Here is a 22,044-nt window from a genome sequence, read left to right as displayed (position 1 = left end):
GCTGGCGAGCCGGACGCGGGTGCGGTGCCGGTGGAGACCCTGTGGCGTGAGCAGGACGCGGCTCGGGTCTCAGCTGCCCGGGCCTCGGCGGGCTCCCGAATTCTGGTCGGAGTTGAGGCCGTTGCGGTCGCCGTCCGTGGCCACGGAGGAGTCACCGGGCCCGCCCGGTGAGAGGAACACGACGACGTCCGTCTCGTTGCCCGGCAGGGGGGCGGGTTCCCGCCAACCGATGCGGCGGTAGAACGCGAGCGTCTCGTGCGCCTGACTCCAGGTCAGCAGCCACGCCCGGCCGCCGGGCGCGGTGTCGACGAGGGCGGAGAGCAGCCGCCGCCCCAAACCGGTACCGCGGACGTCTGGCCGCACCCCCAGCTCGTCGACCTCGAAGGCGCCCACCAGCAACTCGTTCACCCGCTCGGCGCCGAGCCGCGTGGTCACCTTCCCGTAGGCACGGTCAGTGCGAAACGGGGCCTGAGTGGTCCACCCCGTGACGAAGCCCTGCACCCTGCCATCGTCCGACGTGGCCAGCACGGCCCGAAAACCCGGGCGGTGCGCGTCCGTCGCGAGCCGCTCCCGAAACTCCGCCCGGGTCGCCCGCGCGTCGCGGTCCTCCCAGGGCGGGGCGGTGAAGACGTCGACGTACGCATCGGTGAGTTGGTCGGCGACGCCGAGGACATCGGGGCCGAAACACGGCGTAGTCAGCACCATATCCTCCGAGGTTCACCGGTCATCTACATGTCGTAGCGGTTCCTCAGACTATACGTGCGGCCCGCTGGGTTCCGTCGGCCCGGGGAACGCGCGGGCGGGAGGCCCCGTGCGGGCGCGCGGTCAACCCGCGGGTGGGCGGAGCGCGTTGCGGCTGGCGTAGGCGACGACCGCCGCGATCGCCGCGAGCAGGGCGACCGTCGTCAGGGCCGTCGGCAGCGAGAACCAGTCGGCGACGAAGCCGATCGCCGGCGGGCCGCAGAGCATGCCGCCGTAGCCGAAGGTGGAGGCGGTGGCGACGCCGCTCGGGCCGTTGAGCGCGCCGGCGCGTTCGATGGCGATCGGGAAGATGTTGGCCAGCCCGAGGCCCGTGACGGCGAAGCCGAGCAGGGCCAGCCAGACCGTGGGGGCCAGGGAGCCGACGAGCATGCCGGTGGCGGCCGTCGCGCCGCCCGCCACCAGGGCGCGCGTCTGGCCGAGGCGTTCCAGGAGCGCCGTGCCGGACAGCCGGCCGATGGTCATCGTGGCGGCGAAGACCGAGTAGCCGGCCGCCGCGACGCCCGGGTGCGCGTCGAGATCCTGCTCCAGGTGGAGCGCGCCCCAGTCGGCCAACGCGCCCTCGCCGTAGGCCGTGCACAGGGCGATCAGCCCGAAGACGGCGACCAGCCGGCGCGTACGCCGGGCCGCGCCCCGGCCCGCCGCCTGCCCGACGGACTCGCCTCGTTCGACGGATGCGGCCCGCGCCGACGACGGGCGGTGGGCGGGATCGGTCGCGTCGGCTTGTGGCGGGCGGCTACGGGGCGCCGTGTCCGGCCGTTCGTGTAGCCGCCGGGGCACCGGGTGGGCCAGGAGAGCGCGGCCGGCGAAGGCCGTGAGGGCGAGCCCACACGCGGTGAGGGCGGTCAGGTGCGTGGTGGCTGAGAGTCGCCCCGCGACCAGGCCGCCGAGGCCCGCCCCGAGCATGCCGCCGAGGCTGAACGCGGCGTGGAACGTGGGCATGACCGGTCGGCGCAGCGCGGCCACCAGGTCCACCGCCGCGCTGTTCATCGCGACGTTGAGACCGCCGTAGCCCGCGCCGAAGACGAGGAGTACCAGGCCGAGGGCGAGCGCCGAGTGGGTGTGCGCCGGCAGCGCGACGCTCAGGGACATCACGACGGCGGCGACGACGGTCATCGGTTGGTGTCCGAACCGCTGGCAGAGCCGGCCGGTGACCACCATGGTGGCCACCGCGCCGGCGGAGACGCCGAGCAGGGCGAGCCCGAGGTCGCCGGTCGAGGCGCCGGTCTGTTGCTTGATGGCGGGAATGCGGACGACCCAGCCGGCGAAGACGAAGCCGTCCAGGGCGAAGAAGAGGGTGAGCGCCGCCCGCAGGCGACGGATGGCGGGATCTACGGTGGCGTTGCTCCGCCCCCACGGAGTGGCCGTCCGTATTTTGTTTAGCGTCGGCACAAAGCCAGAATAGGGGCGTGACCCAGACACGGACAAGACTGGAGCGGGGCCGGGGAGCACTCGGCCCGGCGCTGGAGCTCGTACACACCGGTCGCGCCCCCACGCGCGCGGTGCTCACGGCGGAGCTCGGCGTGACCCGCGCGACCGCGGGCGCCGTCGCCGCCGAACTGGAGGCGCTCGGCCTGATCCGGGTGGACTCGCGGCCGGGCGCGGCGGCCGGCACCCAGGGCCGCCCCTCGCACCGGCTCACCGTCGCCCCGGACGGCCCCGTCGTGCTCGCCGCGCAGGTGCACGTGGACGGGTTCCGGGCGGCGCTCGTCGGCCTCGGCGGCCGGATCGTGGCCACCGCACCGGGCTGCATGACGGTGCCCGCCGACCCCGCGGCGGTGCTCGACGCCGTCGTCGAGGCCGGCGCCGGGCTGCTGCGCGCCAGCGGGCGCCGCTGCCTCGGCGCGGGACTGGCCGTGCCATCGGCCGTCGCCGAGCCGGAGGGCACCGCGCTGAACCCGCTGCACGTCGCCTGGCAGGCCGGCGCGCCGGTACGGGAGCTGTTCCGGCGCAGCCTCGCCCGCGCGGGCGTCCCCGGACCCGGCGACGCCACGGCCGTGCCCGCCGGGCCCCCGGCCGCCGACTCGGCGCCCGGTGCGCCGATCGGGCAGACCGGCAACGACGTCAACCTCGCGGCGCTGGCCGAATACCGCCACGGAGCGGGCCGTGGCGCCCGACAACTGCTGTGCGTGGCCACCGGCCACCGTGGCGTGGGCGGCGCCCTGGTGCTCGACGGGCGGCTGCACACCGGGAGTTCGGGGCTCGCCCTGGAGGTCGGGCACCTGACGGTGCACGAGGAGGGGCGCGCCTGCCACTGCGGCGGCCGTGGCTGTCTCGACGTCGAGGCCGACCCGCTGGCCTTTCTCACCGCGGCCGGACGCGAGCCCGGCCCCGAGGTGTCCCTCCTCCAGCAGGCCCGTGACCTGCTCCGCGACGAGTACGCCGACCCGTCCGTGCGCGCCGCGGCCCACCTGCTCATCGACCGGCTCGGCCGCGGCCTGGCCGGTCTGGTCAACATCCTCAACCCGGACCGGATCATTCTCGGTGGGCTCCACCGCGACCTGCTCGACGCCGACCCGGAGCGGCTGCGCGCGGTCGTCGCGGAGCGCAGCCTGTGGGGTCGCAGCGGCGGTGTGCCCCTGCTGCCGTGCACGCTCGACTACAACAGCCTGGTGGGCGCGGCCGAACTCGCGTGGCAGCCGGTCCTCGACGACCCGTTGCGGGCGCTCGGCGCCTGATACGGCCAACGCGGCGGGGCACCGCTGCTCGGCGCCGCGCGTCGGGCGTCCGCGCACGCCGGGTGCGCGGACGCGGAGCGCGGTGTGGGTCGTACGCCGGGTGGTGCCGTATCGGCGTACCGGCGCGGGTGTGCACCGGGTGGTGCCGTACCGGCGTACCAGCGAGCCGGCGTACGCCAGGTGGCGGGCCACGGCCGGTGCCCAGCCGCGGCGACCGTGGGCCCGGGCGTCAGCCGCCGGTCGGGGAGGCCGCGTCCGGTGCCGGTGCCGGTGCCGGTGCTGGTGTCGGCGCCGTGCGTCGCGGGTCCGGGGCGGGGCACGGTTCCTCGGGCTGGGCGGCCAGGTGTGCGGCGACGCGCTCGGCCACGGTGTGCTCCGGGTTGGCCGCGAGCCAGCGCCGGGCGTACGCGGTGGCGTGTCGCCGCTGGTCGGGGGTGCACTCCGCGCGCCCGAGCAACGCCTCCACCAGCGAACCGACGCCGCCCGTCGGCTCGCGCCCCAGCAGCCAGTCCAGGCTGTGGCCGATGGCGCGCGCCGCCTGCTCGGCGGTCAGCCGCTTGCTCAACACCAGCCGCAGCAGCGGCTTGGCCTCGCTCGTCTCGGCCCCGTCGACCTGCCGCAGGGCCCGTTCGATCGCGGCCTGTTCGTGCTCGTGGGACAGCTCGCGGTGGCGCAGCAGGGCCAGCAGCACCGGGCGGGTCTTGAACGTCCGGCCGCTCGTCCGGGTCAGCAGCGCGAACGCCTCCTCGGCCGCGTCCCACCGCTGCTCGGCCGTGAGGTCCGTGGTGCGCAGCAGCGCGATGATCACCAGCCGGGTCTTGACCGCTCCCGACGACCGCAGGTACGCCAGCGCCTGTCCGGCCACCGCCCGCCGTTGCTCGGGCCGCAGGCCCTCGTTCTCCAACAGTGCGACGAAGTCCCGCCAGCTCAACACGGTGGCCAGCGCGGCGTGCACGGCGGACAGCATGAGCCGCCGGTCCCAGGCCCCGCCGCCCGGCCCGTCGCCCGGGCCGTCGTCGCCCGGGCCCCCCGCCGCGTCGGTCGCGTCGTCTGACCGGGCGGCCGGCACGTTGGCGGGGCGGGTCTCGTCGGGCCGTGCCAGCAGGCGCAGCAGCACCGCTCCGCGCTCCGGGTCGTCCGGGTGCGCCAGCAGCCAGGCCCGGGTCTCCTCCACGCCGCGTAACCAGGCGCCGAAACCGTCGTCCCCGTGATCGGTGAGGAAGGCGCGGACCTCCGGGGCCCACGGGCGCTCGGGGTTGACCGCGTACCAGTTCAGCGCGTGGGCGTTCAACGCGCGCCGCTGGTCGTCGGTGAGCCCCGGCCGCCCGGCGAGCGCGAACAGCGCCCGGGGCGCGTCGGCGAGCCGCTCGCACGCGGCCAGCCAGCCGCACCCGAGGGCCGTCGCCCGCGCGTGGGCGGCCTCCGGTAGCGGGCGGTCGAGCAGCGCAAGCAGCGGGCCCAGCGTCCCGGCGGAGCGCTCCGCCGCCACCAGGCGGGTCGCCAACTCCACGGCGCCCGCCTCCTGCCGCGCGGTGAGCCGTGGCAGGCGCAGTACGGCGGTGACGGCGGCGCGCACCGCACGGGTGGGCGCGCTCCCCTCGGCGCTCAGGGCCAGTGCCCGGTCGGCCAGGTGGGCCGCCTCGGCCGCCGTCAGCTCCGGTTGCCCCAGCAGCGCCGCGAGGTCGCTCAGGTCCGGCTCGGGCAGCGGCCCGTTGCCCTGGGGCCAGCCGCGGTTGCCGCCGCTCCAGCCGCGCGCCCGCAGCACCCGCGACCACAGGTACCCACGGTCGCGATGGCGGCGGGGGCGGCCGAGCCAGTCCGCCGCGTGCTCCAGCGCGCGCGCCTCCTGCGTCGGGCGCAACCCGGCCGTGGCCAGCAGCAGGCGCAGCGTCGACCCCACCTCGTCCGCCAGCCCGGCATCCGCCAGTCCCTCGGCCGGCCGTTGGCCGTCCGCCGGCTCGTCGACCCCCAACTCTCCTCCCGGGGCACCGAATCGCGCGCCCGGGCCCGTCGTGTCTTCCTCGGTCTCGGCGGCCGGGATGAGGAGCGAGCCCGCCGCCCCCGTCACGGACGCGCCGGCGTCGAGAGCGTCGGGCGGCTGCGCCGGTGTGTGCGTCCGCAGCCAGTCCAGGGCCGCGTCGGCGGCACGGCGGACCTGGTCGCGGCGCATCTCCCGGCAGGCGAGGGCGGCCCGGTGTACGACCGCGCCGTCGGCCTCGGTGCCGTACGACTCCAGCCAGTGCAGGGCGAAGTCGGCGCTGCGCTGCAACCAGTCGCCCGGGGCCGCGCCGCCGAGCAGCGCGCTCAGCACCGCCGGGGCCTCCGGCGCCCGCGGGTGGGCCTGCGCCCAGGCCAGCGCGCGCTCGGCCAGGTCGGCCGCGCGCTCGCCGAGGTCGGCGGCGTCGGCCAGCAGGGGGCGCAGCACGTGCCCCGCGGCGAGCGAGTCGCCGTAGCCGCCCACCCACTCCCACGCCATCTCGACCACCAGGGCGCGCTGCCCGCCGGTCAGGGCGGGGTGCGGCAGTAGCGGCCCGAACACCTGGGCCGCCGCGAGGGTGGCGGCGTGCCCGTGCTGGAGCCAGAGCACGGTCTGGTCCACGGCGCGTCCCGCGCGCAGCTCCGCCAGATCCTCCCGCCGCAGCAGCGCCCGCAGCACGAACCGGGCCACCGGCTCCGCCTCGTTGTGCGCCAGCCAGGTCAGCGCGAGCCCGGCGGTCTGCTTCTGTTGCTGGCGGCTGAGCTCCGGATGGGCGACCAGCGGGGCCAGTACGAGGCTGGCGGCGCGTTGCGTGCCGTGGCCGTGCCCGATCCAGGTCAGCGCCGCCGAGACGGCCCGCCGCGCGGCGGGCCGGTCCACGTCCGCGCGCGCCAGCAGCCGGTGCAGCACGTGGGCGGCATCGGTGGTGGCGTGGACGTGCAGCCAACTGAACGCGTACTGGACGGCCGCCACCAGCCGCTGCGGCCCCAGGGCCCGGTCCTCGCGCAGCAGCGCGCCGATCACGAACCGGGCCGAGCGGTGCCGCTTCCACAGCCCCAGCCAGGCCAGCGCGTAGTCCGTGACCCGCACCTCGTCCCGCGCGCTCAGGTCGCGGCGCTCCAGCAGGGCGTGGAGCACGTGATGCGAGGTCTCGGCCTCGGGCCCGCCCCGGTACAGCCACGTCAGAGCCGCCTCCACCAGCCGCTCCGGCACCGGTCCGGTGGCCGACTCGACGGCCTGGGCCAGCAGGGTCCGCGCGGTGGGCGAGTACTTCTCGCGCTCCAGCCACGGCTGTGCCACCTCGTCCCAGACCCCGTCCGCCGACGCCTGCCAGGGGCGCCGGCTGAGCAGCGTGAGCAGCGCCTGCCGGCCCTCCTCACCGGCCCGCTTGAGCAGCGCGCCGACGCGGGGCGCCGCGGCCCGCAGCCACTCGCCGCTGAGGCGGGCCACCTGGCGGCCGTCCGCGTCGTCGAGGTCGGCGGCCAGCCGCGCCAGGTGACCCGCGAAGCCACCGAAGGTGCGGGCGCTGGTCAACGAGGTGGAGAACACGGCGTGCAACGCGTCCGGGTGCACCGGCCCGGCGGGCAGCAGCAGTTGCCGTACGAGCTCGTCGGTGACGATGTCGTGGACCACCATGAGCTGGTCCTCGTGCGGCTCCTCAAGCCAGCCGAGTTCGGTCAGGCTGCGCACGACGTACTCGCCGTCGAGCCCGCTGTCCCGGCCTTCGAGGAAGGCGTCCACCGTGGCGACGACGGCGTCCCGTGGCTGCGGGCAGGCGTAGGCGGCCACGGTCGCGGCCAGTTGCCGGTCGCTGGGCGGGCGCGGGGCCCCGCCGTCCGCGTCGGCGTCCCAGTCGGTGGCCTCCGGGGGGCGCAGCCGGTCCTCCTGGAGCCGGGGGTCGAGCCAGGCCAGCAGGTCGTCGCTGCGCCAGCCGGTCAGGTGCGGGAGGTCCTGGCGGGCCAGGTAGCGGCGTTCGATCTGGGCGGCGACGAGGAGCGCGATGATCGGCCGGTTGCCGCACGCCGCCCGCAGCGCGGCCCGCCCCAGGCCGTCGAGGGCGCGCGGGGCGACCACCGGCAGCATCGCGTCGATCACGGCGGCCTGGTGACCGCTGTCCTGACGCAACGTCACCTCGTCGAAGTGCTGTCGCACGCCGCGCTTGCGCAGGACGGGCAGCGTGCCGGGGCGGGTCGAGGCCACGCAGGCGACCCGGATGCCGCGTTCGGCCGCGCCGAGCATGAACTCGTCGGCCAGCGCGCCGAGATCGAGCTGCGCACAGGTGTCGAGGTAGTCCAGGACCAGCAGCACCCGCGACTGGCCGGCGTCGAAGACGGCCTGTTCGAGGTGGGACACGGTCAGCGAGCGCTGCCGGTCGGTGCGTACGTGCAGGACGTGCCAGCCGTCGTCGTGCGCCGCCTGCGCCACCTCGAAGCAGGTACGGGTCTTGCCCGTGCCCGCCGCGCCCACCAGCAGCACCCCGCGCCCCCGCTCGGAGTCGACCAGCCGCTCCAGGAGACGGCGCGGCGCGGCCTCGTTGCCGGGTCCCGGGCTGACGAACGGCAGGTGCTCGGGCAGCAGGTAGCTGCGCGTGCCGCGCAACCTGGCCAGCACGCTCTCGTGGGTGCGCACGTTGCTGGGCAGGCCGCGTGGCGCGCCGCCGGGCAGCGGGACGTCCACCGGCTCCGGGGTGACCTCGTGGGCGCGCAGGTAGCGGGTGAACTTGCCGGCGTCGGCCAGCGAGTCGACGCGGGTGGCGATGGTGGAGCGGGCGCCGGCCGGGGTGAGGTGGGAGGTGTACACGCCGACGACCAGGTGTTCCGCGCGCGGGCCGGTCCCGCGCGGGGCGAGCACCGCCGCCCCGGAGAACCCCTGCCACGGCGAGCCGGCGCCGGGGAGGTCCGCGGGCTGCGCGCTCTCGTGCCACAGGTCGAGGCCGCCCGTGCCCGGCCGCGAGGCGAGCTGGATGGTGCCGGTCGCCTGCCGGCGCCGCGGCCGGCCCGCCTCGCGCGCGTACCGGGGGAAGCCCATGGCGTGGAAGGGCACCGTGTCCAGCGCGTGGGGCAGGCGCCCGAAGCGCATCGGCGCCAGCGCGTCCACCGCCTCGTCCAGGACCAGCAGCGCCAGGTCGAGTTCCCCGTGCGGCACCACCAACTCGACGTCGGCCGCACTCGCGCCCCGGCGTGGCTCGGGCCGCAACACCCGGTACGCGTACGCCCCGTCGTCCACGACGTGGTGCGCGGTCAACACGAGTTCGCCGGTCAACAGGAAGCCGGAGCCGCCGTAGTGCACGCCGCCGTCCGCGCGGCTGACCCGCACCACCTCGACGGCCCGGTCCGGCAGGTCCCGCACGCCATTGCCCTCCCCAACCACCGTCAGTCAGGCCGCCGTTCGGGCGTGGCGGCGATCCGCACGTGATCACCCGTGGCCGTCTCGGCGGCGAGCTGCAACGACAGGGAGTGGGTGGTGGCGGTGGACGAGGAGGCGCCGCCATCGGCCGACACGACCCAGAACCTGAGCCCCGCGTGTCCCTCGCGCGCGTTCTCCACGGCCACCTGGAGATCGAGGCTGATGGACTCGATACGGAACCTGATCGCCTCGTCCTCGCCGTCGGCCATCGCCTCCGCCAACTCCGCCCGCAGTCCGCGGATGGCCCGCGCGAGCCCGATCTCCGTGCCCATGCCGTCGCTCCCCTCAAGCAAGAACACTCACCGTACAACGCGCTGACCGCCCGCGATCACCCTCTTCCGGCCACGGCGCCACCGGCCCGGATCCCCGTGTCGCCCCCGCGCCGCCGAGCGATGTAGCCGCGCCCCGCGCGCGTACTCCGCGTGGGGTACGCCAGGTGCCGCTGGCCGTACGACGACGGGAGGGCCGCCGCGCAGCAGGCTCGATCGTGACAGGCACAGCCCATCCCACCGAGGAGTCCGCTCACCATGAACACGCTCGCGCACGGCTGGGGCGACGGCGGGGGACCCGGCCCCTGGATTCTGCTGTTCCCCCTCGTCTGGGCCCTGGTGATCGGGGGCGGCATCGCCCTGTGGCGGCGCGCCGTCCGGCGTGGCCGCGGGCCGTGGACCCGGGCCGAGGCGCCGGCCGCCCCCGGGGCGCACTCGCCGCTGACCATCCTCGGCCGCAGGTTCGCCGCCGGGGAGATCGACGAGGACGAGTACTGGCGCCGACTCTCCGTCCTGAGCGAGGAGTTCGGCCACCGGGGTGGTACGGCGTGACCCCCCACCCCACCGCCGCGTCGGTCGCCGCACACCGTGCCGCGACCGACGACACCGCCTACGCCGCCCGCGTGTCCGACGCCGTCAAGGCCCACGGGGCGGGCGAGACCGAGGTGCGGGCCTTGGACGGGTGAGCGTCGGCTTCCCCGCCAGGCGGTTCACCGCGATCATGGGCCCGTCCGGCTCCGGCAAGTCCACCCTGACGCACTGCGCCGCCGGCCTGCCCCCTCACCTCGGGCGCCGTGTTCCTCGCGGACACCGAACTGGGCGCGCTCGACGACCGCCGCCTGACCCTGCTGCGCAGGCAGCGCGTCGGCTCCGTCTTCCAGGCGTTCAACCTGCTCCTCACCCTGACCGTGGCCGAGAACATCAGCCTGCCTCCGTACCGAACCTCGGCACCGTTCGCGGCAACCTCGCCGACCTGGGCACCAGCGGCCTGGCCGTCTCCACGCACGAGGCCGACCGGCACGGCTGGCGGGTGGGCGACACCATCCCACTCGCCCTCGCCGACGGCGCGCGGCAGGCGTACCCGGTGCGCGCGGTGTACGAGGAGAAGGGCCTGGCCGGCGACTACGTCATCACCCGCCAGGCGTGGGCCCCGCACCGCGCCCAGGACGCCGACATCCTGGTCGCCGTCACCTTCGAGGACGGCGTGGCCACCGCCGACGACAAGCGGGCCGTGCGACGGGTCGCCGTCGACTGGGGCAACCCCGCTGTGCGGACCCGACGAGCGGGCGGCGGCCTCGGCCGGCGGCATCGACATGATGCTCACACTGGTCTACGCGCTGCTCCCGCGCGCCGTGCTGTCCGCCCTGCTCGGCATTGCCAACACGCTCACCCTGGCCGTACACGAGCGCACCCGCGAACTCGGCCTGCCGCGCGCCGTCGGCCAGCCCCGCGCCCGCTTGCGCGCGCTGGTGCGCCGGGAATCACTGCTGGTCGCCGCCCTCGGCACGCTCGGCGGGCTCGCCCTCGGCGGCTTCCTGGGCTGGGCCCCGGTCGAGGTCGCGGTGAACTCGGGCGAGGGCACGTTCGCCCTGCCGCCCGGGCACCTGGTCGTCGTGGCCCTGGTCGGCGTGCGCGCCGGCGCGCTGGCCGCCCTGCGCCCCGCCCGCCGGGCCGCCCGGCTCGACGTACCGCGCGCCATCGCCACCGAGTAGCCCCCCGGCCCGAGCGCGGGCCCAGGCCAGCCGGCGCGACCAGGCGGTGACGGCGCACGTCGAGAGGCGTGCGCCGTCACCGCCAGACGCCCTCCGCCAGGAAGCGGTCGAGGGTGGCGGCGTACGGCGCGATGTCCAGGCCCTGCTCGGCGAGCCAGGCGTCGGAGTAGTACTTGTCCAGGTAGCGGTCGCCCGGGTCGCACAGCAGGGTGACGACGCTTCCGGTGCGCTGGGCCGCGACCATCTCCGCGACGATCCGCAGCGCGCTCCACAGCCCGGTGCCGGTGGAGCCGCCCGCCTTGCGGCCGATGGCGGCCTCCAGGGCGCGCACGGCCGCCACGCTCGCCGCGTCCGGCACCTTCATCATCCGGTCGATCGCGCCGGGTACGAAGCTGGGCTCCATCCGCGGGCGGCCGATGCCCTCGATCCGCGAGCTGCGCTCGACGCACGCGTCGGCGTCGCCGCTGACCCAGCCGTCGAAGAAGCACGAGTTGTCCGGGTCGGCGACGCACACCAGCGTGCGGTGCTGCATGTAGCGCACGTACCGGCCGATCGTCGCCGAGGTGCCGCCGGTGCCCGCGGTGGCCACGATCCAGCTCGGCTCCGGGTAGCGCTCCAGCCGGAGCTGTTGGTAGATCGACTCGGCGATGTTGTTGTTGCCCCGCCAGTCGGTGGCCCGTTCGGCGTAGGTGAACTGGTCCATGTAGTGGCCGCCGGTGGCCGTGGCGAGCGCGGCGGACTCCGCGTACATCGTCCGCGGGTCGTCCACGAAGTGGCACTGACCGCCGTGGAACTCGATCAGGCGGCACTTCTCGCGACTGGTCGTCCGCGGCATCACGGCGATGAACGGCACCCCGATCAGGCTGGCGAAGTACGCCTCGGAGACGGCCGTCGAACCGCTGGACGCCTCGATGACCGGCTTGCCCGGGCGAATCCAGCCGTTGCACAGCCCGTACAGGAACAGCGAGCGCGCCAGGCGGTGCTTGAGGCTGCCCGTGATGTGCGTGGACTCGTCCTTGAGGTAGAGGTCGATGCCCCACCTCTCGGGCAGCGGGAAGCGCAGCAGATGGGTGTCGGCCGAACGGTTGGCATCGGCCTGGACCTTCCGCACGGCCTCGCCCAGCCAGGCGCGGTAGTGCGGGTCGGTGCGGTCCACGTCGATCGTCTCGGTGCTGTCCATGCCACTCCTCGTGCTGTTCCCGGGACCGGTGGTGGACCTGACCCGATTTCGATCATAAAGCGGCTCTGGTGCCCGGCTCGTACGGCAGGCAAACTGCCCCTTGGACGTAGGGTGACGGCGAGTCCGATGAGCGGATGGCCGGCGGGCACGGGCGCCCGGGCGATGGGGAGGCGTGAATCGTGGCGGAGACCGAGTTCAACGCGACCGGGGTACGGATCGAGCGCTCGCTGCGCTCGGTGACCCGCGCCGGACAGGTGTTGATCAAAGACGGCAGACTGAAGCTGCTGACCAGCTACGGCAGCGAGATCGACAGCGCCCCGCTGCGCTCGGTGCAGGCGGGCAAACCCTGGTTCGCCGCCCGCGACCAGGCGCGCGCCATCGTCAACGGCACCCGTTACGTGCTGACGCTCGGTCAGCGCGAGTCGGGGGCGACGGACGGCCCGGCCGCCGCTCGGCGCTTCCTGGACGTGATCCGCTCGGCGCAGGGCGAGCCCCGTACGAGCTGATCGCGAGTTGCGCGGTCGCGCCGATGGCGGGACGCTGGACGCGCATCGGTGTCACCGAGAGTTCACCAGTGGTTACGCTGCGAACCAGCGCGCTGGTCGGGCGCGGCGGGTAGTCCCGCGCGCCCCACTCCCGCTCGCACCTGATGCAGGCTAGCCCTACTTTTCCAGGGAGTTGCGGCCGTGATCAGCAGCCCGAGCAGGCATTGCACCGTGGAGCTCCAGGCTCTCCCGGAGCGGATCGGCCAGGTCCGCAGGATCGTATCGGCGCAGTTGCGCCACTGGCACTTGGAACAGCTCATCGAGTCGGCGGTCCTCGGCGTCTCCGAGCTGTTGACCAACGTCCATCTGCACGCCGAACCCGACAAGCGCTGCACCGTGGACCTGGAGTGGGCCCTCGACCGGCTCACCGTCTCCGTCCGCGACCGCGACGCGCGCGAGCTGGCGGCGCCCACCCTCGATCCGCTGGGCACGCACGGACGGGGTCTCGCCCTGATCGCCGCGCTCAGCCAGAGCTGGGGTGTGCGCGGGACGGCCGACGGCGGCGGCAAGACCGTGTGGTTCACGCTGCCCGCCGCGCAGACCACCCCGCGGCCGACGCGGCGCCCGGCCCGCCAGGCCGCCCTGCCGCTGGGCCCGCCCAGCGCCGGCCCGGCGAGCGATCGGCCGACCGCGGCGGCGGCACTGGGTGCCTACCCCAGACCGCCGCTGGAGCGTCACCCCGCCGAGGCCGCCAGCCGCTGAGCCAACACCCGGCCAGGCCCCTCGACCGCGACAGCGCATCCCCTGGCCGGGCCACGGCCCGTACGCCCCCGCCGGTGGCCCGGGCCGTGCGCGCCGCGCCCGCCGGGGGCGCGCACCGGCGGGGCGCGCGCCGGCGGGGCACCGGCGGTGGGGCGCCTACGCGCCGGCCAGCACCAGCTCGCGCAGGTGCTCCGCCATCTCCTCGCGCGCCGCGCGCGGCAGCCCCGCGTCGGTGACGAGCACGTCCACCTCGCTCAGCGTGGCGAACGAACTCAGGCCCACCTTGCCCCACTTGGTGTGGTCCGCCACCACGACCACCCGGCGCGCGGACCGCAGGAAGTGCCGGTTGGTCTCGGCCTCGGCCAGGTTCGGCGTCGACAGGCCGGCCTCGGCCGACACGCCGTGCACCCCGAGGAAGAGCACGTCGAAGTGGAGCGAGCGGATCGCCGCGTCCGCCACCGGACCCACCAGCGCGTCCGAGGGCGTGCGCACCCCGCCCGTGAGCACCACGGTCGCCGCGCCGAAGGACCGCTCCCGGCCACCCGCACCCTCCGAGGCGGCGTCGGCCGCCCGCCGCGCGCTGTGGAACACGTCCGCGATCCGCATGGAGTTGGTCACCACCGTCAACCCCGGCACGTCCACCAGGTGCTGCGCCAGCGCGTAGGTCGTCGTACCGCCCGAGAGCGCGATGGCCGAGCCCGGCACCGCGAGCGGAGCCGCCGCGCGCGCGATGTCCTCCTTGGCGCTCAGCTCCATCCCGGACTTCGCCTCGAACCCCGGCTCGTGCGTGCTCGCCTCGGCGATCGGCACGGCACCGCCGTGCACCTTCTCCACCACCCCGAGCCGGGCCAGCGCGTCCAGGTCACGGCGCACCGTCATGTCCGACACCTTGAGCTTGCGCGTCAGTTCGTTGACTCGCGCCCCACCGTGCCGCCTGACCTCATCGAGAATCAGGGCGCGTCGCTGCTCCGCGAGGAGGTTCTGATTCTCGCTCACCCCGCCCGTCCCTTCCGCCCAGCCGCCGATGTCCGCGCACATCTTCGCACGCGGGTAGGCGACCGCCGGAGCGGGCACAATCGCGACAGCGGGACCACCCGCGGGCCCGATCAGCGGCGCCGTACCGCAACCGCCGCCGTCCGCCGCGGCGTCCCATCGAGCGCGGCATTCCCGCACCCACACCGGATCGGGGGACACGGTGGCGCCGACGAAGCGACCCGACGACGAGACCAACCCAACGCGTGCGCAGGCGGTGGCCGGGGCCGGCACCGCGGCGCCACCACCCATCGCGGCCCACGCCGTACCGCCCGCCGCCCCGGCCGCGCCCGACGCCATCCTCGGCCCGGACGCGGCGCCCGCCTCCGACGCGCTCGCGCTCGAACTGCTGGTGCACGGCGTCGGCGGCGCCACCCCGTCGACGATGCTCGACGACGACCCGCGCGTGCACCGCGTCACCGGCGACGAGACCGCGGGCGTCTACCGCCGTACCGAGGACGCCGACGCGGAAGCGCGCCCCGCCGACTACCGTGACCGCCCGGTGCCCGAGGCGTACTGCTGGTCCGGCCTCACCTCCGGCGACGGCAGCCGCGCGCTGTGGCTGCTGCTGCTCCCGTTCATGGTCATCAACCTCGCGCACTGGTCCCGCCCCGCCGCCGACCGCCGCGAGCGCACCGTGCGGCTGTACGGCGTGCTGGTGCGGCTCATCGCGCTCACCCTGACGGTCCTGTTCGTCGCCGCCGTCTGCGAGGTGGCGCTCGACCTGACGGCCTGGCAGTGCGCCGGCTCGGCCGCCTGCGCCGACGGGCGGTCCTGGCTGGGCTTCGCGTCACCGACCGGCGGCGGCTGGTGGAGCCAGCCCGGCCGCCGGATCGCCCTGGCCGCCGTCGCCCCGCTGGCCGTCATCGCGCTGCTGTGGCTGCTGTCCACCCGCACCTGGAGCGCGTACGAGTCCGCCCCGCCCATCGAGCGCCCGCTCAACGAGGACGACCCGTCGGCCGCCCACCGACCCGCCCTGCACCTGCCCGGCTTCTGGTACGGCCGCCGGCTCGTGGCCCGACTGCGGGCCGTCCACACGGCCACCGGCTTCCTCACCGTCGCCGCCGTCCTGACGGCCGCCGCCACCCGCTACGACCGCGCGCCCGGCGGCTCCGCGGTACTCGACGCCACCGGCTGGGCGCTGCTCGTGGCCATCCAGGCGAGCGGCCTCGCCGTGCTGTACGCGGTGTGCCGCAGGGGCCGCAGCGAAACCACCCTCGACCGCACGCTGGACCGCGTCACCGACAAGGTGGTGCCCGCAACCTCGCTCGTCCTGCTGGCGCTGTCCGTGCTGCACGCGGGCTGGTCGCGCCCGGGCTGGACGTCGAGCGGACGGCTGCCGGGCGACCCGGCGTTCGGCGTCATCGCCCTCACCCAGATCGCCCTCATCCTGGCGCTGGCCGTGGTCGCCGCGGCGCTCTACCGCTCGGCCGCCCGCGACGGCCACACCGGCGGGCTCGACCCACGGCACGGACACGAGCCGGTTCCGCCCTCGCGGGTGCGCACGCCGCTCGCCGGGCTCGCCGGCCCCGCCGTCGCGGTCCTCGCCTGTGCCATCGCCGGCGTGCTCACCGGCGGCGTGGCCCAGCGCTTCGCGGACTGGCTCGACGGCGGCGCCACCCCCGGAATGGGCGACGGCCCGATCACCGGGCCGCCGATCCTGCTGTCCTGGCAGGCCGCCGTGATCCCGCCGCTGCTGGTCATCCTGGTGCTGCTGCTCCTGGCCTTCGCATGGCGCGTCAACCGGGTGCGCAGGAACCTGGAGCGCACCGTGCCCGACGGCTACCCGGACGAGCGCCCCGACACCGTACGCACCAAGAAGATCGCGGGCACCATCGCCCGCGCCGGCCTCACCGACTCCGTGCCCTGGATCATCGGCCCCGTCGCGGCGCTGACGCTGCTCCTCGGCTGCCTCGCGGTGGCCGGGGCCTGGGGCACCGGCGAGGTGCCGGGACGGGCCGCCGACGGCGCGCCCGCGATCATCGACGCCGCCGCGCAGGCCGCCCAGGCGATGGGCTCCTGGCTGGTGGGCGTCGCCTTCGCCGTCCTCCTCGCCTCCGGCCGACGCGCCTACCGGGACCAGGGGGCCCGCCGCACGGTGGGCATCCTGTGGGACGTCGGCACCTTCTGGCCGCGCGCCGCGCACCCGTTCGCGCCGCCCTGCTACGCCGAGCGCGCCGTCCCCGACCTCACCTGGCGCATGCAGACCTGGACCGCGAAGACCGGTGGCCGCCTGGTGATCTCCGGCCACTCGCAGGGCAGCGTGCTGGCCGCCGCGGCGGTGTGGCAACTCGACCGGCGCACCCGGGGCCGCGTCGCCCTGCTCACCTACGGCTCGCCGCTGGAGCGGCTGTACGGGCGCTGGTTCCCCGCGTTCTTCGGGCCCGCGCAGTTGTCGGCCCTCCACCGGGAACTGCACTACTGGCGCAACCTGTGGCGGTACACCGACCCGATCGGCGGGCCCATCGAACCCCCCGGCCTCCCCGACGCCCGCCCCGGGGACGGCCGACCACCCATCGACCGGGGCGCGCTCAAGGACCCGCTGGCCTACGGTCGCACCGCCGAACACCCGCTGCCCGCGCCGATCCTCGGCCACTCCGACTACCAGGCCGACCCGGCGTTCGCCCAGGAGCGCGCCGGCCTGCTGGCCCGGCTCGCCGGCGAAGGGGTGCCCCGCCCGAGGGCGAGGGCGGCCGGTCACGCGGCGTCGGGCGCGGCGACCGGCGACCCGACGGCGGGTCGCGGCGCGGCACACGCGCCGTGACCCGCCCGGAGGCTAGGGCAGCTCCGGCAGGTCCTCCGGGTACAGCAGCGTGAGTTCGTCGGTGCTCGGGTCCGGGTGCTGCGCCACCCGGCCCGCGTGCCGCTCGACCATCGCCTCGAACGTCTGCCGCGCGGTGCGCCCGTTGCCGAACGCCGCGTCCTTGGGGAAGGCCGTGAAGTACTTGAGCAGCGACTCGGCCGTGCCCTCGGCCAGCCGGTACTCGTGCTCCTCCGACTGCTGCTCCACGATCCGCAACAACTCGTCGGGCCCGTAGTCGCCGAACCTGATGGTGCGTGAGAACCGCGAGGCCACGCCCGGGTTGACGGACAGGAAGCGGGCCATCTCCACGGTGTACCCGGCGACGATGACCACCACCGAGTCCCGGTGGTCCTCCATCAGCTTCACCAGCGTGTCGATGGCCTCGCGCCCGAAGTCGCGCCCGGAGTCCTCGGGCGAGAGGGCGTACGCCTCGTCGATGAACAGCACCCCGCCGCGAGCCCGCTCGAACGCCTCCTGGGTACGGATCGCGGTGGAGCCGATGTGCTCGCCGACCAGGTCGACGCGGGAGACCTCGACCAGGTGCCCGCGCTCCAGCACCCCGAGCGAGGCCAGGATCTCACCGTAGAGCCGGGCCACGGTGGTCTTGCCCGTGCCGGGGGAGCCGGTGAAGACCAGGTGTCGGCGCACGGACGCGGCCTTGAGCCCCGCCTGCTGGCGCCTCCGCCCCACCTCGATCATGTCGATCAGCGCCCGCACCTCGCGCTTGACGCTCTCCAGGCCGACCAGCGTGTCGAGCTCGCCCAGCACATCGTCGGACGCCCTGACCGGCTCGGGCTCCGGTACGGAAGCCGCCCGCGGGGCCGCGACGGACTGGCTCGGCACGCCGCCGAGGAGCCCGACCGTCTGCACGGCGGGCTGCCCGAACGCGCCGGTCGGGCCGACGCCGCCACCGGGGGTGGGCGGCGGTGGGGCGTGCGTGGCGCTCTCGTCGCTGGTGCAGTCCTCGCTGGTGGGCCCGGGCTCGGCGAACTCGTACCCGCCGCGCGCGCAGCGCTCCGTGCGGCAGCGGGTCAGCGTGGCGCGGCAGCCGTCGATGACGTGGAAACCGTAGCCGCCGCTGCCGGTCACCCGGCAGTTGTGGAAGGAGCCCCGGCCCTCGGCCGAGACGTAGAACCCGGCCTCGGACGGCGAGGTGACGGTGCAGCGCTCGATCGTCGGGTCGGCGCCCTTGGTGACGATCACCCCGGTCGAGACGGAGTCGATGGTGCAGCCGGCCAGGGTGCCGCCGCTGCCGTGGTCGCGGAACCAGGCACCGGTCGCCGCCTCGCGTATCCGGCAGTCGTCGAGCTGCGCGCTGGCGCCGTCGCTGACCGACACGGCGGTGTTGCGCACCTGCGACAGGTCGCTGTCCACCACGTCGACGCGGGAGCCGCGGTCGAGGACGAACAGCGCGTCCGGCACGTCGTGCACCCGGCACCCGTCCAGCACCGCGGCGGCTCCGTCGCTCACCCACACCGCGGGGTAGTCGCCCGTACTGTCGTGGATCTCGCACTGGTTGGCGTCCACCCGGGTGCCCGGGTCCCATACCGAGAGCCCGTTGCGCCCGAACCGCCGCACCGTGGAGCGGGTCAGCGTGAGCACCGAGCGCGAGCGCAGGTCGATCGCGTTCTCCGGCACGTCGTGCAGGTCGCAGTCGGCCAGTGTGAGCACCGCGTCCGTGTCGAGGTTGACCCCGTCGGCCGTGGTGCGGTGGATCTGGCAGTCCGTCAGCAGCGCGGCGGCGCGGGCGGAGACCTGCACGCCCGAGCCCTTGATCTCGTACACCTCGCAGCCCACGGCCTCCAGCGTGCTGCCCTCGCCGGTGACGGAGAGCCCGGCGCCGCTGGCGTGGTGCACCCGGCAGCGCTCCAGGCGCGGGTGGGCGCCGCCGCGCACCGAGACGCCCGACTGGCCGGCCGCGACCACCTCGCACTCCTCGAAGATCCCGGCCGCGCCGTCCAACACGCTCAGCCCGATGCCCGCCGGGTTGTCCACCGTGCAGCGGCGCACCGTGGGCCGGGCCGTGCCGCGCACCTCGATGCCGACCGCCGAGCGCGTGGCGACCCGCACGTCCGCCAGGTCCGGCGAGCCGTCCTCGACCAGCAGGGCCGGGGCCGCGGAGTCCTGACCCTCGATGTGCACGTCCCGCACGACCGCCGAGGCGCGCACGGTGAGCGCGACGCCCTCGGTCGGGGCGATCCGCACCGCGCCCCGCGCCCCCTCCGGGCCGCGGAGCGTGACGGCCCGCGTCAGCACCACGTTCTCCCGGTACGTGCCCGGGGCCACGGTGAGCAGGTCGCCGTCCCCCGCCGCCTCCAGGGCCGCCGTGAGCGAGGCGTACTCTCCCGTGCGCCGCCGCCACCGCGACGTGCCGCTGTGCGTCACCTGGACCGAGCCCTGAGCCATGGTGTTGTCGTGCCCCCACCTCGTGCGTGCGTCGACCGGCGTACGGCCGTGTGGTGTACCGGAAGGACCACCGTAGCGTGCGCCGTGTGGGGGAGTTGACCAGTGCGCATCCGGTGCCCGGCATGCCCCGATCCGGGCCGGCTCGCCCTCGGCGGCGCCCTGCTTCAGCGCGCCCTCGGTGCGCCGCCGTGCGCCGTCATCGCCGCCGTCCGCGACCGTCGGCTCGGGTGGTTTCGCCGCGCCCCGCGCGCCGGCTTCGCGCCCGCGCGCCTGCTTCCGCGCGGGCGGCGCCGGGGCTAGCGCACGCGCATCGCCAGAGTGACGACGGCGCCGAAGCTCCCCGCCCTGACCGCGAGCCGGTCGGAGACGAGTCGGGTCAGCCACAGGCCGCGCCCGGTGTGCGCCCCGTCGAGCCCCGGGAGCACGTCCGGGATGACCTCCTCGCTGAAGCCGGGGCCGTTGTCGCTGATGGTGCACTCCAGTTCGCCGCCGACGCGGCGCAGTACCAGGTGGCCCCGGCCGCCCGCGTGCTCGATCGCGTTGGTGGCGATCTCGTCCACGGCCAGTACGAAGTCCCCGCGCCGGGCCTCGGGCAGCCCGGCCCACGCCGCGCGCTCCTCCACCAGGACCCGCAGCAACGGCAGGTCGCGCGCGGTGAAGTGACGGTCCAGCAAGCGTCCGTCCGCCTCGCCGTGGGAGGGGCGGCGGAAATCGGCTAGCACTGACGGCTCACCTCGATCAACGCGAGCTGGGGGAGGGCATCGGAGCCGAGTCGGCGCAGCGTGCGCGCCACGAGCGGGGAGCAGGCGACCGACAGCCGCGGGCCGCCCACGGCAGCGAGCGCCAACAGGTCGGTCGCGCACCCCAGCGAGAGGAAGTGCAGCCGCGACAGGTCGATCGTCAGCAGGGCCGACCGGTCGGTGCGCGCGAGCGCGGCCCGCACGCCGCCGGTGAAGCGCGCCCGCCCGCTGACGTCGGCCTCGCCGACCACGAGCAGCGTGTCCTCGGCCGCGGTGATGCTGAGCAGCCCGAGCCGGTCGAGCAGCCGGCAGGGGTGGGCCTCGGCCATCTGGTCGAGCACGTCCCGGGCGAACCAGCGCTGGTCGTAGGCGCAGATCTCGCTGTAGTGGCCGTCGGCGAACAGGTGGTCGGCGTGGGTCTCGCGGTGGATGACCACCGCGACGTCGGCGTTCAGGTCGGCCACCCAGGCCATGTCGATGAAGGCGCGGAAGCCGGTGTACCCCTGGTGCAGGGCGCGCTCGGTCTCCTCGGCCAGCCGCGACTGCTGGCGCCGGACGGTGAACTCGCGGTCAGGGCTGAGCAGCGCCCGCATCGTGCTGAACTCCACCTGGCCCCGGCCGAGCGCGGGAGCCATGGACGGGCCACGGGCGTGCACCGTGTGCCGCATCTCCCGCTCGTCGAGGCGGGGGTCGGCGTAGATCGTCACCTTCTCGCCGCGCGCGACGCCGAGCCAGGCGTAGGTCGCCATGATCTGCGAACGGGACTCGCCGTCTCCGTAACTCACGAAGGCATGGTCTCCAGGTCGCATGTGGTGCACGGGCATCAGGCGGCTGCCCTCCACCTCCGAGGCAGGCATCTGTCTCTCGGCCCCCTGTCGGCGTCGGCAGCGCTGCTGATGGCGTCGCGGCGCCCGCGGGGGCGCTCTCAGCGAGAGCTGACACTACGGCGTACAGGACGATGCGCCCTTGTTCTGATCTGAATTGCCCGAAACTGGTCACTACTCAAGGATCTTGACTGGGTCGCCTACCCGTACGGTCCCGGTGTGTTCGGGGATGAGGTTCTGTCCGAAGACCACCTTGTTGTCGATCCGGTGGTGTCGGGCCAGCGTGCGCAGCGGCTCCCTGCCGCGCTCGGCCGTCCGCTGGTCGGTGGTGGTGATCACGCAGCGGGAGCTGGGCTTGGCCACGCGGAAGGCGACGTCGCCGATCAACAGCTTGCGCCAGCCGTCCTCGGCCCAGGGCTCGACGCCGTCCACGACGAGGTTGGGGCGGAAGCGGTTCATCGGCAGCGGGCCCTCGTGCGCGAGATCCCCCCGCGCGATCAGGGAGTTGAGGTCTGCCAGCGAGGCGGTCGTGGTGACCAGGAAGGGCATGCTGTCGGCGAGGGAGACCGTCTCGCCGGGGCGCGCGTACCGCGGGTTGATCGGGCGCCGCCGCGCGGGGTCGTCGAGGTGGGCGAGGAAGACCTCGCGGCCGAGGAGTTCGCTGAACCACGCGCTGCCCGCACCCTCGGTCCACACCAGCTCGACCGGGTCCTGGAAGACGCGCACGGTGGAGACGCGGTGCGCGCGCGGATCGGGCACCGGCACCGTCAGGGGCTCCAGGCCGGCCGCGCTGAGGGCGATGCCGCCGTCCGGCAGCGGCTCGGCGGTGCCCAGCGCCATGCGCGGCAGGTGTCGCTGCGTCAGAAAGGTGCCGTCGGGCTTGACGAGCAGCCAGCGCCGGTCACCGGCCAACCCCCACGGCTCGACGGCGGCTTCGCCGAGTGCGCACCCGCCGACGGACTTGACGGGGTAGACGTGGACCGCGCTGAGCTGAGCTTCGGACATGGCCCC

Annotated in this window: 15 protein-coding genes and 2 pseudogenes; 7 read left to right on the top strand and 10 right to left on the bottom strand. The window is 75.2% G+C overall.

What is annotated here, in order from left to right; all coding sequences use genetic code 11:
• Positions 1-69: 69 nt before the first annotated feature.
• Together H7H31_RS02675 and H7H31_RS02670 are read right to left on the bottom strand one after the other, a co-directional pair.
• Positions 70-705: a GNAT family N-acetyltransferase gene (locus H7H31_RS02675; protein ID WP_187064442.1), complete on the bottom strand. Its 636-nt coding sequence runs from the start codon at positions 703-705 to the stop codon at positions 70-72.
• 120 nt (positions 706-825) lie between these two features.
• A complete protein-coding gene (locus H7H31_RS02670) occupies positions 826-2,151 on the bottom strand; it encodes an MFS transporter (protein WP_187064441.1) in 1,326 nt (441 codons plus the stop codon).
• 17 nt (positions 2,152-2,168) lie between these two features.
• Between H7H31_RS02670 and H7H31_RS02665 the strand changes: the two genes are divergently transcribed.
• Positions 2,169-3,437 carry an ROK family protein gene (locus H7H31_RS02665; protein ID WP_187064440.1) on the top strand — a complete coding sequence of 423 codons (1,269 nt, stop codon included), beginning with the start codon at positions 2,169-2,171 and terminating at the stop codon, positions 3,435-3,437.
• A gap of 229 nt (positions 3,438-3,666) precedes the next feature.
• Here H7H31_RS02665 and H7H31_RS02660 read toward each other — a convergent pair whose 3' ends face one another.
• Together H7H31_RS02660 and H7H31_RS02655 are read right to left on the bottom strand one after the other, a co-directional pair.
• Positions 3,667-8,763, bottom strand: coding sequence for a S1 family peptidase (locus tag H7H31_RS02660; protein WP_187064439.1), 5,097 nt, complete (start codon positions 8,761-8,763; stop codon positions 3,667-3,669).
• 23 nt (positions 8,764-8,786) lie between these two features.
• Positions 8,787-9,113, bottom strand: a complete 327-nt coding sequence (locus H7H31_RS02655; protein ID WP_176165239.1) for a trypco2 family protein — start codon at positions 9,111-9,113, stop codon at positions 8,787-8,789.
• A 234-nt stretch (positions 9,114-9,347) separates the two neighbouring features.
• On the opposite strand from H7H31_RS02655, the gene H7H31_RS02650 reads away from it, so the two are divergent.
• The 3 genes and pseudogenes from H7H31_RS02650 to H7H31_RS02640 form a co-directional block, all read left to right on the top strand.
• Entirely contained in the window at positions 9,348-9,641 is a 294-nt protein-coding gene (locus tag H7H31_RS02650; RefSeq protein WP_187064438.1) for an SHOCT domain-containing protein, read from the top strand.
• Positions 9,638-10,021 (top strand): annotated as a pseudogene (locus H7H31_RS33615) (ATP-binding cassette domain-containing protein); the annotation flags it as partial. The gene H7H31_RS02650 and the pseudogene H7H31_RS33615, both read left to right, overlap by 4 nt.
• Positions 10,022-10,029: 8 nt before the next feature.
• Positions 10,030-10,801: pseudogene (locus tag H7H31_RS02640) on the top strand (ABC transporter permease); the annotation flags it as partial.
• A gap of 76 nt (positions 10,802-10,877) precedes the next feature.
• Here H7H31_RS02640 and cds1 read toward each other — a convergent pair.
• Positions 10,878-11,981: an L-cysteine desulfhydrase Cds1 gene (cds1, locus tag H7H31_RS02635; protein ID WP_187064436.1), complete on the bottom strand. Its 1,104-nt coding sequence runs from the start codon at positions 11,979-11,981 to the stop codon at positions 10,878-10,880.
• 179 nt (positions 11,982-12,160) lie between these two features.
• Between cds1 and H7H31_RS02630 the strand changes: the two genes are divergently transcribed.
• Both H7H31_RS02630 and H7H31_RS02625 read left to right on the top strand, forming a co-directional pair.
• Positions 12,161-12,487, top strand: a complete 327-nt coding sequence (locus H7H31_RS02630; protein ID WP_187064435.1) for a hypothetical protein — start codon at positions 12,161-12,163, stop codon at positions 12,485-12,487.
• A 180-nt stretch (positions 12,488-12,667) separates the two neighbouring features.
• Complete coding sequence (locus H7H31_RS02625) at positions 12,668-13,228, top strand: ATP-binding protein (protein WP_187064434.1); 561 nt, start codon at positions 12,668-12,670, stop codon at positions 13,226-13,228.
• A gap of 156 nt (positions 13,229-13,384) precedes the next feature.
• Here the strand turns inward: H7H31_RS02625 and H7H31_RS02620 are convergent, their stop codons facing one another.
• The gene (locus H7H31_RS02620; RefSeq protein ID WP_187064433.1) at positions 13,385-14,224 is read right to left on the bottom strand and encodes a DeoR/GlpR family DNA-binding transcription regulator; all 840 of its coding nucleotides are present in this window, start codon (positions 14,222-14,224) and stop codon (positions 13,385-13,387) included.
• Between the two features lie 286 nt (positions 14,225-14,510).
• Here H7H31_RS02620 and H7H31_RS02615 point away from each other — a divergent pair, with 286 nt between their 5' ends.
• Complete coding sequence (locus tag H7H31_RS02615; RefSeq protein WP_372455935.1) at positions 14,511-17,024, top strand: hypothetical protein; 2,514 nt, start codon at positions 14,511-14,513, stop codon at positions 17,022-17,024.
• Between the two features lie 12 nt (positions 17,025-17,036).
• Here H7H31_RS02615 and H7H31_RS02610 read toward each other — a convergent pair whose 3' ends face one another.
• The 4 genes from H7H31_RS02610 to H7H31_RS02595 form a co-directional block, all read right to left on the bottom strand.
• Entirely contained in the window at positions 17,037-19,469 is a 2,433-nt protein-coding gene (locus H7H31_RS02610; protein WP_187064432.1) for a right-handed parallel beta-helix repeat-containing protein, read from the bottom strand.
• Between the two features lie 296 nt (positions 19,470-19,765).
• Positions 19,766-20,191, bottom strand: coding sequence for an ATP-binding protein (locus H7H31_RS02605; RefSeq protein WP_187064431.1), 426 nt, complete (start codon positions 20,189-20,191; stop codon positions 19,766-19,768).
• Positions 20,185-20,994 (bottom strand): MEDS domain-containing protein, encoded by an 810-nt coding sequence (locus H7H31_RS02600; protein WP_232109649.1) that lies wholly within the window; start codon positions 20,992-20,994, stop codon positions 20,185-20,187. The genes H7H31_RS02605 and H7H31_RS02600 overlap by 7 nt, the downstream gene beginning before the upstream one ends.
• 213 nt (positions 20,995-21,207) lie before the next feature.
• Positions 21,208-22,038 (bottom strand): MOSC domain-containing protein, encoded by an 831-nt coding sequence (locus H7H31_RS02595; RefSeq protein WP_187064429.1) that lies wholly within the window; start codon positions 22,036-22,038, stop codon positions 21,208-21,210.
• Positions 22,039-22,044: the final 6 nt, after the last annotated feature.

This window comes from Streptomyces buecherae, from assembly GCF_014295035.1.
GTDB classification, from domain to species: domain Bacteria; phylum Actinomycetota; class Actinomycetes; order Streptomycetales; family Streptomycetaceae; genus Streptomyces; species Streptomyces youssoufiensis.
The sequence above is the reverse complement of the archived record's forward strand: the minus strand, read 5'-3'. Positions and strand labels throughout refer to the sequence as shown.

Excerpts from the sequence above, each read along its gene's own strand:
- H7H31_RS02675 (WP_187064442.1), bottom strand. The coding sequence starts at position 705 with ATGGTGCTGACTACGCCGTGTTTCGGCCCCGATGTCCTCGGCGTCGCC.
- H7H31_RS02650 (WP_187064438.1), top strand. The coding sequence starts at position 9,348 with ATGAACACGCTCGCGCACGGCTGGGGCGACGGCGGGGGACCCGGCCCC.
- cds1 (WP_187064436.1), bottom strand. The coding sequence starts at position 11,981 with ATGGACAGCACCGAGACGATCGACGTGGACCGCACCGACCCGCACTAC.
- H7H31_RS02610 (WP_187064432.1), bottom strand. The coding sequence starts at position 19,469 with ATGGCTCAGGGCTCGGTCCAGGTGACGCACAGCGGCACGTCGCGGTGG.
- H7H31_RS02595 (WP_187064429.1), bottom strand. The coding sequence starts at position 22,038 with ATGTCCGAAGCTCAGCTCAGCGCGGTCCACGTCTACCCCGTCAAGTCC.